We start from the raw sequence: 14,535 nt of genomic DNA, 5'->3' as shown, positions 1-14,535 counted from the left end.
TTTTCCTTCTGTTTATTCAGAATAATCTGTTCATTTTTAAAAATAATCAGTATACTTATTTAGAAGCACGAAACAAGTTGATGGAAATTGGAGGAACACATATGGAAAAAGTGATCGAAAAGAGATTATCCAGAACAGAAGTGCCGGAAGCACTGACTTGGAATCTGGAAGATTTATATGATTCTCAGGCTGACTGGGAAAAGGAACTCGCCGCAATCGAACAAGATGCAGCTGAACTGGCGGAATTCCAGGGGACTCTGGGAAATTCAGCCGCCTCCCTTCTCGCCTGCCTTGAAGCAGAGGAACATCTGTCAAAAAAGCTTGTCAGAGCGGGAACATACATCAGCCTCCTTCAATCGGCAGATGGAACCTGCCCTGACAACCAGGCAAACTCCTCGCTGTTTGCAGCCTTGCTGTCAGGAGTGCAGGGAAAAACATCCTTCATTGAGTCAGAACTTCTCAGCCTTCCGGAAGAAACAATTGAAGCTTTTATGAAAGAAGAAAACAGGCTCCAGCCATTTTCAAGAAAACTGCAGGAATTAGGCGAATTAAGACCCCATCGTCTTTCAGAAGAAACAGAAAGAGTTCTTGCTTCACTCGGAGAGATACACGGGGCACCTTACAAAATCTATCAGAATGCCAAGCTTGCAGATATGACATTTGAATCTGTCGAAGATGAAGACGGCAATCTGCTTTCGAATTCATTCGCTCTTTATGAAGACAGATATGAATTTTCATCTAATACATACGTGAGGAGAAAGGCATACGACTCGTTTGTTTCTACTCTTAAAAACTACAAAAACACAGTCGCATCCGCCTATGCGGCAGAAGTAAAAAAACAGGTAGCTTTATCACGTCTCAGAAACTATCCGTCTGTCACCGACATGCTGCTTAAACCTCAGCATGTCACAAATGAGATGTACCACAATCAGCTTGATATCATTCAGACAGAACTCGCACCTCATATGAGGAGATTCGCTGCGCTTAAAAAGCGCGTTCTGAAGCTTGATGAACTGCGCTTTTGCGACTTAAAGGCACCTCTTGACACTGAATTCAGCCCGAAAACAACCTATCAGGAAGCAAGCGACTTGATTCTTGAAGCACTTGAAGTGATGGGGCCTGAGTACACTCAGATTATGAAAAAAGCGCTGTCTGAGAGATGGGTCGATCTTGCTGATAACGTCGGGAAATCAACCGGCGCGTTCTGTTCAAGTCCATATGGCGTTCACCCTTATATTTTAATGACGTGGCAGGATACGATGAGAGGCGCTTTTGTGCTTGCCCATGAGCTTGGCCATGCAGGTCATTTCTACCTGGCCAATAAGCATCAGCGGATTATGAATACACGTCCTTCCACGTATTTCGTCGAGGCGCCGTCAACCCTTAATGAAATGCTGCTTGGAAGACACCTGCTGAAAAAGACTCAGGATAAGCGGATGAGAAGATGGGTGATCCTGCAGCTTCTCGGGACTTATTATCATAATTTTGTGACTCACCTTCTGGAAGGCGAATTTCAGCGCCGGGTTTATGACGCCGCTGAAAAAGGGCAGCCAATTACAGCGAACATGCTTTCAAGCCATAAAAGAGATGTCCTTTCCTCCTTCTGGGGAGATTCTGTCACACTTGATGAGGGGGCATCGCTTACATGGATGAGGCAGCCGCATTATTACATGGGCTTATATCCGTACACATATTCGGCAGGATTGACAGCCTCAACACTTGTCTCTCAATTCATTGAAGATGAAGGAAAGCCTGCTGTCGACAGATGGTTGAACGTCCTGAAATCCGGCGGAAGCAAAAAACCGGTAGAGCTCCTTAAAGAAGCAGGCGTCGACATGACCAGCCCTGACTCAATCAGACAGGCAGTCGCTTATGCAGGTTCCCTGATTGAAGAACTTGAAGAAAGTTTTCTCTCTTAAATAGATCAAAAAAAAGCTGACTGGTGTCAGCTTTTTTTGATCATTGAACTTCTTTCATGCTCTCTCTTTTTACAATGGCAGCTTTAATCATAAAATAGGTCACATCACTTGGGAGACTTTCTTTTATAGGTTTCAGCACAGCTGTCCCGTGTTCGTTAATCGCCGCTTCTATCTCGCCAGCATATTCATCGGGCACCCAGCTTTCCGTGTCTATATCCAGACCTTCCTTCGCGCAGCGCAGCAGATGATTTTCAACTGTTAATGGCGACAAATCCCTTTTTCCGGCTATTTCTTTGACAGATAAGCCTTCCTGATAAAGCTTCAATGTATCAAGATGCGAAGATTCTTTCCGCTCTTTCTTTACTCGCACGGGCTCTTCTTTTTCAGGAAGATCCTTCAAAAAGGCTGAAATCGCATCTGTAAAAATACGGCCGTATTTTTGTTGTTTCACTTCTCCTACTCCCTGGACAGAGAGGAATGCTTCCGGCGTTTCCGGTTTCTGAAGACTCATATCCTTCAGCGTTTTATCTGAAAAGATGACAAACGGAGGAACATTTTCTTCTTCAGCCAGCTGCTTCCTTACAGCCTTGAGCACAAGGAAAAGCTCGTCATCAGGAGCCTTTTGAACAATCCGAGTTTGCTCTTTTCTAGTAACGGTTTCCAGGCCTTTTAAAACCTGCAGCCCCTTCTCCTCGATGATAAGCACCGGAAACTGTCCGCCTGTTATCGAAATATACTGTTCAGAGGTCAGAAAATCAATAAATTCACTGACTTCTTTTGCTGTTTTATGTTTCAGGATCCCGTAGGTGGACAGTTCATGAAAGTTAAAATCCCTGATTTTTTTGCTGGATGAACCAGTCAGCACCTGGCTGATCATCGTTTTCCCGAATTTCTGCCCCATGCGGATCATACAAGATAAAACCATTTGGGCTTCTTTTGATACATCCTCGCTTGTCCGCTCATCTTTGCAGTTGCTGCATTTTCCGCATGGCTCAGCTGCTTCGTCCCCGAAATAGGTCAGTATGTAGGATTGAAGACAGCCTTCCGTGTAGCAAAAATCACGCATTTGATGCAGTTTAACGAGCTCAGAATGCTGTCTTTCCTTATGAAAGGATGACTGATCGATCAAATAGCGCTGAACCTGAACATCTTGTGCAGAGAATAAAAGAATGCATTCACTTTCAAGCCCGTCACGGCCTGCCCTTCCCGCTTCCTGGTAGTAGCTTTCCATATTTTTCGGCATTTGAAAGTGGATGACATAGCGCACATTTGATTTATTGATGCCCATGCCGAATGCATTTGTTGCAATCATGACCTGAACGTCGTCATTTAGAAATAGATCCTGGGCAATGCTCCTATTTGCATCGCTCATTCCTCCATGATATTTCCCCGCTCTGATGCCCTTCTTTAGGAGACGTTCATACAGCTGATCTGCAACCTTTCGAGTGGCCGTATAAATAATGCCTGTATCTTCACTGCGGCCGGCAATGTACTTCTCTAAAAAGGGAAGCCTGTCCCCGTCTCTGCTTACGCGAAACGAAAGGTTTTCTCTTTCAAATCCAGTTACAGTAGTATGCTCACTCAATATGCCGAGAGTGCTGCAGATGTCTTCCCTTACCTGAGGTGTGGCGGTTGCAGTCAGCGCAAGAAAAACAGGGTTTGAAGGAAGGGATGTTTTCAAATCCGTTATTTTTAAATAGCTTGGGCGGAAATCATGGCCCCACTGAGAAATACAATGAGCTTCGTCTACAGCGACAAGCGAAACGTCCATCGACGCGAGCTGCTCCATAAAAACCGGCGATTCGAGCCTTTCAGGAGCAATATAAAGAATGGTATAGAGGCCATTTTTTAAGTCTGCAAGCCTTGATGATGTTTCCGAATGGGATAGGGTGCTGTTCAGGAAGGTCGCTTTAATGCCTGCTTGTTCAAGTGAATCAACTTGATCTTTCATTAAGGAGATAAGCGGAGAAATGACGAGGGTAATTCCCGGCAGGATCAGAGCCGGAATCTGGTAGCAGATCGACTTTCCGCCTCCAGTGGGCATAATCCCTGCTGCATGCCTTCCATTAAGGACATTTGTAATGATTTCTTCCTGTCCCGGCCTGAATGCGGAATAGCCGAAATAATGCTTCAAGTGTTCTTTTGCCTGATCTAGCACCTTAAACTCACTCCAGTTAACGTTTTTTCTTATTATTTTACATGGGATCATTCTTTCTGGCTATGAAATTGGTGAAAATCAACTTTTGCTGAAATAAAAAAAACTCCGTTATGGAGTTCTTAATATTTTTTATGGTTATTAATGACTTCAAGTTCTTTCGTGCTTGATTTCATTTCGCTCTTGCAAAGCGGGCAGACCGGAATCTCGCTTTCGCTGCTTTTGAAGTTGTCTCTGACCCATCCTTTACAGCTGTCTGATGAGCAGATCCACACCTTCGTTTCTTCAGTTATAATTTCTTCAGGCTTTTTCCTGTACATTCATGACTCTCCTCTCTGATCTTATCAATGTTTACAGAAAATCATAAACGTGATGACAAAAAAAAATTCACTGCTTATAAAAAGTACCCTTGACGTGATGACTCTTTATACCCAGTGAATAGCGTCTTTTCATTATAACAAATTTTTGCAGTTTTCGTCAACAGACCATCTTGCTGCAGCTCTGCTTTCGTGCAAGATAAACTGCCTGCCTGACCTTTACCAAAAGTAATAGGCTGCCGTTAAAGGCAGCCTGCACTTATTTACTGAAAGGATTATAATCCATTTTAATTTGAGGAAGTTCACGCACTTCTTCTGCCATCGTGCTTCCGCACATCGGACATGACAGATCTTCCGTTGAAAAATCTTTTCTCATCCAGCCGTTGCAGGACTCGGATTCGCAAGCGTATACAGTTGTATCTTCGATGATCGTAACGGGCTCTTCAGCACCCTTTTTAGCAAAGTACATGCGCATAACTCCTTTTTTTAACTAGTATACGCTTAAAATAGAATTTTATTTCTTTTTTTGACTGATCATGCACTTTGTTTTGTTGTGCGAAAAAACCGGATTGCGGCGCAATCCGGTTTTTGCTTATTTAACAGGCAGGGTAATGCTGAAAGCAGATCCATACCCTTCCTCGCTGATGACATCAATATTCCCGTTATTGGCTTTGACAATTTCCATGCAGACAGAGAGTCCGATGCCGGTTCCCTGTTCTTTTGTAGTAAAGAAAGGTTTAAAAAGAGAATTAAGGGTATCCTGGTTCATGCCGATTCCGTTATCTTTCACCTGAATCACAATTTTGCCGCTGTCAAGCCTCGTCGTAATAGATATGTTACCGCTTTTTTTCTGCTTGCTGATCTGAATAGCTTCCATTGCATTTCGCATCATGTTCAGGAGTACTTGCTTCATCTGTTTAATATCAACATGTAGATAGACTTCCTCATCAATAATGCTGCACGTTAATTCACAATTTGCCAGTATCGCTTCGCTTTTGCAGATCAGGACAATATCATTGAGAAGTTTGCTCAATAGCACAGGCTGTTTCGATTCTATCGGCGCTTTTGAATTATTAAGAAATTCATAGATAATCTCATTTGCGCGGTTCAGTTCTTCCAGGGCAACGTCCGCATAGTGTCCTTTTCCAATCTCAATTAAATGAGGCTTAAGGAGCTGCAGAAAACCTTTCACGCTCGTGAGCGGATTTCGGATTTCATGGGCGATGCTTGCAGCTATCTGGCCTACCGTTGCCAGACTGTCCTGCTTGATGGCTATTTCCTTCATTTGCTGAAGGGACTTTTCGAGCTGTTCCTGTTTTTCAAGAAGATTCAGGTTCGCATACAGCAAATCACCTTCAAGCGTTTTGACTGCCTGATAAATCTGATCTACACTTTCCTCTTTGTCTATGCAGAAAATATGAATGAAATTTTTCCCTTCATATTGAATATAGACATCAAAAAGTGTCATCGGATTTGACTTTGTTTTTAAATTCAGCTCTATTTTCGTAATCGACGGCGTGTCGAGAATAAATTTAGCTGCTTTTTTCTTGCTTCCGATCCCTACAACATCAAGAAAGTTTAATTCTTCATCGAAAATCGTAAACGTGCATCTTGATACGGAAACAATATTCAGCTTTCTGTCCACCAGAAAGTAAGGAAATGGGATTTTGTCATATTTACTTGCGATTAATTGCATTTCCATGGCGTTCAGTCCTTGAATTAGTATTTTGAAGCCAGCTTTTAAGCTGAACTATGTTTTGAATCACCACGGTGTTTGGAGGGCAGTAATAATCGACATCAAAATCACTTGTCTGTTTTCCTCCAAGCATGACAGTTGGAGAAAAAGTCAGATTCTGCAATTGCGAGACGTATTCAATAACCGCTGGAATATTTGAAACAAGACTAGTTGTGAAGGCAATCACATCAGGCTTCCAGCGTTCGGCATACTGGCAAATGTAATCAATGGTCACATTGGATTCGATGCAGCATGCTTCCCAGCCAAATTCTCTAAACAAGAATGAAGTCATAATGCTTCCGACCGCATGATCTTCATTTCTCATAGAAAGCAGCATAACACGCGGCTTAACTGCTGCAGGCAGTGATAAAAAGGAGTGTGTATGTATTTTTTCGACTTTTTGGTAGTAATAGGTTGCAATCATCGATTTGCAGACAGCCGCTGCAACATATTCATCTGCTACTGTTGCGCGATTCATCTCCCAGAGTTCCAGTACATTGTCCATAGTATCTGATAAAAAGCCATACACCTCAGTGCTTGTCGTATCCGTTTCAAGCAGACTGTTCAATAAGCTCCACGAAAGGCCAAGTTCCCCATCAATAAACAATTGACTCATTTCTTCTACGGGATTCATTATAAATCACCTACCAATCGTTTGTATGTTTTTATCAGCCTAAGGACAGCGGAAAAAGGGATTGCGCAATATGAGATTGTTAGGTTAAGCGTAACACATAACGTGTTAAGTAGATACAACAATTCCTTCGTAAAGCTAATTTTTCTGAAATCTTAACAATCTTTACGCAAAATCACTCCGCTTTTGATAGAATGTAAGACATTCCACGATGAAAGGACTAACGCTTATGACTGAAAAACTCTATTATACTTCCCCAAAAACATTTGAATGGCAGACAGAGATTGTCCGCTTCACAAAAATAAACGGTCAAAGAGCTGTTATCCTCAAAGAGACTGCTTTTTATCCCGAAGGCGGCGGCCAGCCTTCAGACAGCGGAACGATTGGAACGATTCCAGTTCATGATTTAATAGAAGTAGAGAATGAACTTTACCATATAGTTTCTGAATACCCTGAAGGCATGTCTGTAAACTGCCTTCTTGACGACGCCCGCAGAATGGATCACATGCAGCATCACTCAGGACAGCACCTTCTGTCGGCAGTCTGCCTTGAGCTGTACGGTTATGAAACTGAAAGCTTCCATCTTGGTGCAGAGACCGTCACAATCGATCTGAATACACCGCACCTATCTGAAGATCAGATGACCGAAGTTGAAAACAAAGCCAATCACTATATTTTTGAAAATCGAAAGATCCATACCTTTTTTGCCGGTGCAGATGACCTTAAAAACCTGCCGTTAAGAAAGATTCCGGACGTGGATGGACCCCTTCGCATTGTACAGATCGACGGAATCGATACCTCAGCGTGCTGCGGTACACACACCGCAGGTACAGGTGAAATCGGCCTGATGAAGCTGATAAAAACGGAAAAGCAAAAAGGCAGGATCAGACTTCATTTTAAATGCGGCATACGAGCCCTGTCAGAGTTTCAGGAAGTACATAAACTTGTTAAACGTACAGCGCGCTTTTTTCAATCATCACAGGAAGAAATCCCTGAGCGGCTCCATTCAATCGATCAAGAACTGAAGCAGATTAACAAAGAACTGGAATTTTTGAAAACTGAGAATGCTTTACTGCTTACAGAAAAAATAAACACTGACCAGCCTGGAAAACTGGCAGCAGTCCTTAAAGAAAGGGCATCACTGAAAGATCTTCAATTACTGGCAGCAAAATTCCATGGTAGCGGAAAAGAATTTGTTCTGCTTGGCTCTATGAGTGAGCATGCTGTTTTATTCAGTCAACAAAACAGCATCCATGCCGGCAATACCATTAGAGAGTGCCTGAAAGATTTCAGCGGCAAAGGCGGAGGAAGCGAAAAACTGGCGCAGGCCAAATTAGCAGACGTCAGCGAAACTGAAGCGTTCTTTCAAGCTGTGAAAATGGAAATCGACAGAATGACAGAAAAACATCTGCGTGATTAAATGCCATATGTGTTCCCGCCATTCACTGTAATCGTTTGTCCCGTTATATAGGCTGAATCATCTGACGCAAGAAAGGCAACTGTCCTCGCAAGCTCCTCAGGTGTTCCCATCCTATTCAGGGGAACGCCTGATTGATAGGCAGCGATATCCTTTGCACCTACATCACGATGACGCTCTACCGGAATAAAGCCCGGATTGACTAAATTAACCCGGATACCGTATTCTCCGAGTTCACTTGCCCATGACCGGGTCATCCCCAGCATGGCTGATTTTGCTGTAACATAACTGGAAAAATGCGAGTTTCCAAGAGCTATGACTTCACTGCCTATGTTTATGACTGAACCGTTTCTTTTTTGCTTCATTCCAGGAAGGACCTCTTTAAGCAGAAGGAGCGGAGCTTTCACAAAGAAAACAAGCTGGTCTTCGTAGTCTTTCCATGTTGCCTCTTCCAAGGACAGCTCCGGCTGGGGACCAGTGGCATTATTAACCAGAATGTCATACGTCCTTTCTGCGGCTGCCTTTTTAATCCCTTGCTCGGAAGTAAGATCTCCCTGGGCAAGAAATGCTTTGCCCCCCTCCTCTCTTATCTGTGAAAGCACATCCAGCGCCTGCTGCTCAGACGATGAATAATTTATGTAAACCTCAGCTCCCTGGCGAGCGAGCTCCATAGCAATAGCTTTTCCCAGACCCCGGGAAGCTCCTGTTACAAGTGCTGCCTTATTCGCTAATTTCATAAAAAACCTCCAAATAAAATGGTCACTAATATGTATGATAAGTGGTAATCACATCCAATCCCAAGTATAATCTCAAAAACTATTAGTATCAATCAATATCCGTTGCATCCTCTCGGTTCGATAAAAAAGGCCAACTTTAAAGCAGTTGGCCTTTTTAAACGAACATATTTAGTCGGCTTTTGTGCCCGCATGATTGACCAGAGTGGCAAAATACCAGCCGCCTTCACGAATGATTGGTTTCAGGCTTTGAAGTTTCATGCCGGACTGTTTTGCAAGAGCATCCAGTTCTCTTTTTGTGGGAAGAGCGTACAAATTATCAAAAGCGGTAAAAAAACTATTAAAGACACTTGAAAATTGCTTTCCATGCTTTGGCTTTCGAATTGGCGTTATAATCGTAATCATTCCATTTGCAGAAAGAGAGCTGCTTAATCTGCTGATGACTTTCGGACGTTTTTCTGGAGAGAGATAGTGAAGCAGATTATTCATCATGATCAGGTCTGCTTTATTTTCGGGCGACCATTCTTCAATATCCATACAATCAATTGAAATGTTTTTAAGCTCACTGCATCGATTGGCCGCTTCCTCAGCCACTTCCTTGTTCACTTCAACACCTGTTAATTTTAAACCTGGAAACGACTTGGACAGCTTCTGCATGTAGCCCCCATGTCCGCAGCCTACATCCACAACCGTATGGATGCTGTTTTTCTTTAGAATCTGCACAAGCTTAGGATAAGCAAGCTGTTCCAGCATAGCAGAGGTTTCTGCAACAGTCGCTCCGTGCTGTTTGTGATCAAAGGTCTGGCGTTCATCTGTTTTCATAATGGACGGGTATGTCAAAAGCGCGGGGATGTGCAGCTCCATCATTTCTTTCAGCAAAATGCCGACAGACTTTGGATCACGCTTGCTGTCAGGCAGCATAAAGCTTCTTGAGGTTTTAAATTTATTTCTTGAAACCTTTTTAAGGTACTTAATAGAGACCCCAACTTCCACCCAGCGTTCAAGAATCTCTGTTTCTAATGAATGACTGGCTGCAACCTCTTCGATCGTTTTTGGAGATTTAAAAATTTCAAACAGATCAAGTTCATACCCGACATATGCGTGCCAGCTGTATAAAAACGGCAAATTCTTCTTCATCCAGCTTCTCGCTTTGTAAAGCCTTACATATTCAGCAATCATCAACGGCTGTACCTCCCTTTCGCTTCCCACGGATAATCATTTTCATACGTGAACATGTAGCGGGTATGCAAAAATTCAATATTCTGGATCGATCTCGCCGGCATCAGGCCAATCTGAATCAGCCTGTCCACAAACGATTCCTTCCATATTCCAAGTCCCGAAATATTAAGCATTTGCTTTGTATGAAGCTTTTCATCATCTGTCATCTGTTTGAGGCTTCTGTTTCTGAGTGTACCAAAGTACCTGAAAGGCTTTGAATACGCTAGCGCGGACAGGTGGCTGAGGCTTAAAATAAAATCCACCCTTGACTTGCGGACTTTTTCATACCACTTTAAATTATCCTGACTGAGTTCATTATGCCTGTACATCCAGCACAGCAGTTCGCCGAGCACATCTCCGTCCTGTATGGCAAGATTCATGCCTTCCCCTGCCATCGGATGCACGCTGTGCGCAGAATCTCCGAGAATCGCCATGTTCCCCGACACATATGAATCTGCGTGGAAATGAACGGGAATCATCAGCTGGATCTTCTTCCACTCCGTAAGTTCGGTCACATAGCCATCAAGTTCAGGACACAAGTCGATATACTTCTTGTGAAAATGTTCAATGCCTTTTGCCTTAAGGGACTGATAGGCACCTGACTGAATGAGGTAGACCGTTCTGACTTCATTGTCAGGAAGGGGAAAGAGTCCGAGAAAAGCATGAGGTGTAGAGATGATTTTTCCTTCCGTCATGTCAGCCGGCCTTTTGAATGTGACGGTTAAAAAGTGATGATCATATTCATGCTCATTCAGGCTGACATTCATCGCTTTTCTGACGTTTGATTTTCTTCCTTCAGCACCGATAAAATAATCTGCCTGAATTTCCACTTCCTCTTTTCCCATTGATACAATCGCTGTTGAATCATCACTGAATGCCTTGAATCGCGCGGGCTGTATGTAATGGAAAGAAGGAAACTTTTTGGCTTCTTCAAGCAGGAGTTCCTTTAATTTTTCATGGGGGATCATCAAAGCAAAATTGAACTTGCTCTCAATGATTCCGTAACGCATTACAGCTGATCCAAGCAATCTATATGAACCTTTCTTACGTTTCATTTCATTCATTTCAATTTCATTGATCCGGTGTCCTGATCTTAGAACAGGCTCTGATAAACCGAGAGCGTCAAAGATTTCAAGACTTTTCGGCTGAAGCAGCTCCCCTTTATACAAATGCGGGGAGCCTTTTGTCTGTTCTACCACGCAGACATCGATCCCGCACTTGGCAAGCTTCAGAGCAGCGGTCAACCCTCCAACTCCCCCGCCAATGACTAAAACCTGTGTTTTCATCCTCCCACCGCCTTTCACCTTTCATTTCCACATTTGGGAAACATTGAAACCATGGAATGCGCCAGAAAAGCGGAGCCGACTGTTCAGGCCTGGCAGTCAGATAAGAAATCACCGGAAAAGTCCGGGTTTGACTTTTTCGGTGATTTTGTTCTGACAGAAGGACTAGGAGGCGGAGCTGGACATGGGAAAAGCGGAATCAGCCGTTTAGCTCCGACAGGCAGAAAAGAAATTGACCAGAAAGGCCGGGTTTGCCTTTTTGGGCGATTTTGTTCTGACGGAGGAGTTGGCTGATGGAGCTGGACAATGCGAAAAGCGGAATCGACTGTTCAGGCCTGGCAGGCAGATAAGAAATCACCGGAAAAGTCCGGGTTTGACTTTTTCAGTGATTTTGTTCTGACAGAAGGACTAGGAGACGGAGCTGGACATGCGAAAAGCGGAATCGCTCGTTTAGCTCCGGGAGTCAGATAAGGAAGCGCGTTAATGGTGCTTTGTATGGGGAAGCATTTTTCCCAGAATGTTACCCTATATTTAGCGGTTAGCAATTTACAGGGATGCATTTCGCTAAAATGGTACCCTCTATTTCTGCAACAACAACTTATAGGAATCCATTTTACTGCTGGCATCCGGGGATACACTGGGCATCGCTCCACACCAACAAAAAAAAACCCAAGACTGCTGTTTAGAAGCAGTCTTGAGTATAAAAGTGAACCGGAAACATTTAAACTGCTCCTTGATTTGAAAATGAAATCATCACAGAATCCTGGATCGGCTTGTAGCCTATTTTCTGATAGATGCTGTTTGATGTAGGATTTGATAAGTCTGTATATAGAGTGCAGAATGAATAATCCTTCAAGAGCTCACTGCTGAGTGCGGACACGCAGCTGCTCGCATATCCTCTTCCCCTGAATTTTTCCGGAGTGTATACAAGGGATACCGTTATGCCGTTTTGAGTTGACCGCGATTTTTTTGCCATCGAAACAGGTATTCCGTCAACCGACCAGATGTAAATAGAGTCCTCAGCGAGAAATTTCTTCATTCTTTCTGCTGCCTGTAGAGTCGTGATCGGGGGCTCATTTGTAAACGTCATAAAGTCCGCCATCCACTCTGTTAAAAGCGGCAGGTGTTCAAGTTTTGCTTTTTGAAAGCTCCCTTCACTGACAGCTACAGGCTGCACCTCATGAAGCTGATAGATTTTTTGCTCCATCACAATGTCGGCTCTAATCCCCGCCTGTTCGGCCCACTCTTTGGCAAATCTTTCTGTCCAGTACCTCTCACCGACAGCACCCGGCACAGAAACCCCTGCTGATATCAGCTGTCTGACCATTTCAGCAATCAACGTTTCACTGATTAGTTCGTTATTATATGTAAGAATTAAATTGTGAGGGGGCGTCATAAGCAGCGCTGCCGCAGGTGCCCCTTCTGTTTCCATCAGAGCGGTATATACGTCTGAAGCCGGAACCGTCTTTTTAAAAACAGACAGGAGTCCCAGCGCCAAATTATTTTCCGCTTCCTGCTTCATAAGCAGCGGTTCTGATTTTTCAATGTACGTGCGGCGGTCTTTGTATTCTTTAAGCATCATCCATTATCACCTCTAATCTTTGTATTAGATTCACCCCCTCACTTTCCCTTTAAAATAATTATTTTTTTCGCAAAAAAAAAACTCCGAGGCAAATCCCGGAGTTTAGAAGGTTGTAAACCTGAAAAATTTCTGCAGAGCATATATGCCCCTTTTGAATACCGGCATGTCATCTCTGTATTTTTCAACATTCAGGGTATATTCAGCTCCGTCATTCGTCCAGAGTTTTGTGAAATACGCTTCGACTTCTTTCATAACGTCCTCATCCTGAGGAGCGGTGATTTTCAAGTCGTTCTCAAGATTAAGGTCATCAAGATTCCGTTTTGTGAAATTCGCCGAACCGCTGATGATCGTGGATTCATTTTTCCCTTTAATATAAAGAAGCTTCGGATGATACTGTTCATTTGTTGTGTTATACCATCTGATTTTCGCTTTCTTTTTCGTATCTTCCATCAATTCTTCAGCAACAGGACGGTTAGGCAGGCCTATTTTCTCCTGGCCGAAAGCATTTTGATTCGGATCAAGAATCATATTCACCTCAACACCGCGGTTAGATGCGTCAACGAGTGAGTTGATCACTTTTCTGTCAGCTAAATAAAACATTCCCATCCAGATGACATCCTGTTTTTCTGCAGCCCTGATCGACGACAGCAAATGCTCGTAAATTTTCCCTTCAGTCAGCACCTGCACGCCGATATTCCCTTTCTCATTTTCCGTTTCAGTGTACTCAGGAAGTTTGGGTCCGCCGGAGTAGTTCGATACAGCCTGTTCGGATTCGAGCACGTCTGCAATGACATTTCCGCTTACCTGAAAAGCAGTATTGGAATGAAACCCGCTTGCATCGTGAGGATTAGCGGATGAGACAATGGCTGTCTTCTCCGTAGCGACTGCTTTTCTGTGATTTGCCTTTACATTAAAAAGCTTTAAATAAGACCTTACCGTCATACCAGGGGCAGTATCCCCAAACGGATTGGCCACCCAGCCTTTTCCTGACTGGCCGAACCACTGAAAAAACGTTCTCCAGACACTGGAATACAGCGGATTAGAATCTCGCAGAGGCTCCATATCCGACAGAACGACATCTATGCCTGCATCCTTAAAAGCTTCAAGCTCCTTTGATTCGTGTGACCCGTATGAGGTATTGATTTCGTCTGTAATAAAGACAATCGGCATGTCAGGGTTTTCTTTCTTTTTTTGAAGCAGCGCCTCCGTCAGCTGAGCACTGATATCGGGATAGGATTCTCCCTTGTTGTAATAGCCGTTAAACAAAAATAAGTCAATCACAACAAATTCTTCAGCTTCATCAATCGCTTTAAGCACAGCATCAAATATCATCCGATCTGATTTGACCCTGTTTTCTTTCTGATACGTCAGGTCATATAAAAAATCGACATCCTCCACCTTGCGTACTTCCCCTTCATATGAAAGACCTTCGGGAAGAGGCTTATAGCTTTGATACATAACAGTACCTGTTAAAATAATAAAAATTAGCAGGATGACAAACAGGCGTTTCTTTTTATAGCCTGCAAACGAAAACCTTGACAATA

14 protein-coding genes are annotated in these 14,535 nt (G+C 43.4%); 4 read left to right on the top strand and 10 right to left on the bottom strand.

Annotated elements, in window-relative coordinates; translation table 11 throughout:
- Positions 1–101 precede the first annotated feature (101 nt).
- Positions 102–1,919: an oligoendopeptidase F gene (pepF, locus tag MHB63_19175; protein ID MEK3808650.1), complete on the top strand. Its 1,818-nt coding sequence runs from the start codon at positions 102–104 to the stop codon at positions 1,917–1,919.
- A gap of 40 nt (positions 1,920–1,959) precedes the next feature.
- Here the strand turns inward: pepF and recQ are convergent, their stop codons facing one another.
- The 5 genes from recQ to MHB63_19150 all read right to left on the bottom strand — a co-directional run bounded on the left by recQ (position 1,960) and on the right by MHB63_19150 (position 6,760).
- The gene (recQ, locus tag MHB63_19170) at positions 1,960–4,077 is read right to left on the bottom strand and encodes a DNA helicase RecQ (protein MEK3808649.1); all 2,118 of its coding nucleotides are present in this window, start codon (positions 4,075–4,077) and stop codon (positions 1,960–1,962) included.
- Between the two features lie 119 nt (positions 4,078–4,196).
- Complete coding sequence (locus MHB63_19165; GenBank protein MEK3808648.1) at positions 4,197–4,394, bottom strand: cold-inducible protein YdjO-related protein; 198 nt, start codon at positions 4,392–4,394, stop codon at positions 4,197–4,199.
- 256 nt (positions 4,395–4,650) lie between these two features.
- Positions 4,651–4,860 carry a cold-inducible protein YdjO-related protein gene (locus tag MHB63_19160; protein MEK3808647.1) on the bottom strand — a complete coding sequence of 70 codons (210 nt, stop codon included), beginning with the start codon at positions 4,858–4,860 and terminating at the stop codon, positions 4,651–4,653.
- A 123-nt stretch (positions 4,861–4,983) separates the two neighbouring features.
- Entirely contained in the window at positions 4,984–6,093 is a 1,110-nt protein-coding gene (locus tag MHB63_19155; GenBank protein ID MEK3808646.1) for an ATP-binding protein, read from the bottom strand.
- On the bottom strand, positions 6,068–6,760 hold the full coding sequence (locus MHB63_19150) for a cobalamin-dependent protein (protein ID MEK3808645.1): 693 nt from the start codon (positions 6,758–6,760) through the stop codon (positions 6,068–6,070). Before MHB63_19150 ends, MHB63_19155 begins: the two co-directional genes overlap by 26 nt.
- A gap of 226 nt (positions 6,761–6,986) precedes the next feature.
- On the opposite strand from MHB63_19150, the gene MHB63_19145 reads away from it, so the two are divergent.
- Positions 6,987–8,177 (top strand): DHHA1 domain-containing protein, encoded by a 1,191-nt coding sequence (locus MHB63_19145; GenBank protein MEK3808644.1) that lies wholly within the window; start codon positions 6,987–6,989, stop codon positions 8,175–8,177.
- On the opposite strand, the gene MHB63_19140 is transcribed toward MHB63_19145, so the two are convergent.
- From MHB63_19140 to MHB63_19130, 3 genes are all read right to left on the bottom strand, one after another.
- Positions 8,174–8,911: an SDR family oxidoreductase gene (locus tag MHB63_19140; protein ID MEK3808643.1), complete on the bottom strand. Its 738-nt coding sequence runs from the start codon at positions 8,909–8,911 to the stop codon at positions 8,174–8,176. The two genes, MHB63_19145 and MHB63_19140, sit on opposite strands and share 4 nt — an antisense overlap.
- 168 nt (positions 8,912–9,079) lie before the next feature.
- Positions 9,080–10,087: a class I SAM-dependent methyltransferase gene (locus tag MHB63_19135; protein MEK3808642.1), complete on the bottom strand. Its 1,008-nt coding sequence runs from the start codon at positions 10,085–10,087 to the stop codon at positions 9,080–9,082.
- The gene (locus tag MHB63_19130) at positions 10,087–11,412 is read right to left on the bottom strand and encodes an NAD(P)/FAD-dependent oxidoreductase (protein MEK3808641.1); all 1,326 of its coding nucleotides are present in this window, start codon (positions 11,410–11,412) and stop codon (positions 10,087–10,089) included. Before MHB63_19130 ends, MHB63_19135 begins: the two co-directional genes overlap by 1 nt.
- A 51-nt stretch (positions 11,413–11,463) precedes the next feature.
- Between MHB63_19130 and MHB63_19125 the strand changes: the two genes are divergently transcribed.
- Complete coding sequence (locus MHB63_19125; protein ID MEK3808640.1) at positions 11,464–11,703, top strand: hypothetical protein; 240 nt, start codon at positions 11,464–11,466, stop codon at positions 11,701–11,703.
- Positions 11,704–11,715: 12 nt separating this feature from the next.
- Positions 11,716–11,880 carry a hypothetical protein gene (locus MHB63_19120; GenBank protein MEK3808639.1) on the top strand — a complete coding sequence of 55 codons (165 nt, stop codon included), beginning with the start codon at positions 11,716–11,718 and terminating at the stop codon, positions 11,878–11,880.
- Between the two features lie 250 nt (positions 11,881–12,130).
- Here the strand turns inward: MHB63_19120 and MHB63_19115 are convergent, their stop codons facing one another.
- Together MHB63_19115 and MHB63_19110 are read right to left on the bottom strand one after the other, a co-directional pair.
- Positions 12,131–12,991 carry a GNAT family N-acetyltransferase gene (locus MHB63_19115; protein ID MEK3808638.1) on the bottom strand — a complete coding sequence of 287 codons (861 nt, stop codon included), beginning with the start codon at positions 12,989–12,991 and terminating at the stop codon, positions 12,131–12,133.
- Positions 12,992–13,093: 102 nt separating this feature from the next.
- Positions 13,094–14,533 carry a phospholipase D family protein gene (locus tag MHB63_19110; protein MEK3808637.1) on the bottom strand — a complete coding sequence of 480 codons (1,440 nt, stop codon included), beginning with the start codon at positions 14,531–14,533 and terminating at the stop codon, positions 13,094–13,096.
- Positions 14,534–14,535 lie beyond the last annotated feature (2 nt).

Origin of the sequence: Bacillus sp. FSL H8-0547 (assembly GCA_038002745.1) — a bacterium.
GTDB lineage: Bacteria > Bacillota > Bacilli > Bacillales > Bacillaceae > Bacillus_P.
Note: the sequence above shows the minus strand (reverse complement) of the source record. Positions and strands in the feature narration are given on the sequence as shown.

Excerpts from the sequence above, each read along its gene's own strand:
- pepF (MEK3808650.1), top strand. The coding sequence starts at position 102 with ATGGAAAAAGTGATCGAAAAGAGATTATCCAGAACAGAAGTGCCGGAA.
- MHB63_19165 (MEK3808648.1), bottom strand. The coding sequence starts at position 4,394 with ATGTACAGGAAAAAGCCTGAAGAAATTATAACTGAAGAAACGAAGGTG.
- MHB63_19160 (MEK3808647.1), bottom strand. The coding sequence starts at position 4,860 with ATGTACTTTGCTAAAAAGGGTGCTGAAGAGCCCGTTACGATCATCGAA.
- MHB63_19155 (MEK3808646.1), bottom strand. The coding sequence starts at position 6,093 with ATGGAAATGCAATTAATCGCAAGTAAATATGACAAAATCCCATTTCCT.
- MHB63_19150 (MEK3808645.1), bottom strand. The coding sequence starts at position 6,760 with ATGAATCCCGTAGAAGAAATGAGTCAATTGTTTATTGATGGGGAACTT.
- MHB63_19145 (MEK3808644.1), top strand. The coding sequence starts at position 6,987 with ATGACTGAAAAACTCTATTATACTTCCCCAAAAACATTTGAATGGCAG.
- MHB63_19140 (MEK3808643.1), bottom strand. The coding sequence starts at position 8,911 with ATGAAATTAGCGAATAAGGCAGCACTTGTAACAGGAGCTTCCCGGGGT.
- MHB63_19135 (MEK3808642.1), bottom strand. The coding sequence starts at position 10,087 with ATGATTGCTGAATATGTAAGGCTTTACAAAGCGAGAAGCTGGATGAAG.
- MHB63_19130 (MEK3808641.1), bottom strand. The coding sequence starts at position 11,412 with ATGAAAACACAGGTTTTAGTCATTGGCGGGGGAGTTGGAGGGTTGACC.
- MHB63_19125 (MEK3808640.1), top strand. The coding sequence starts at position 11,464 with ATGGAATGCGCCAGAAAAGCGGAGCCGACTGTTCAGGCCTGGCAGTCA.
- MHB63_19120 (MEK3808639.1), top strand. The coding sequence starts at position 11,716 with ATGCGAAAAGCGGAATCGACTGTTCAGGCCTGGCAGGCAGATAAGAAA.
- MHB63_19115 (MEK3808638.1), bottom strand. The coding sequence starts at position 12,991 with ATGATGCTTAAAGAATACAAAGACCGCCGCACGTACATTGAAAAATCA.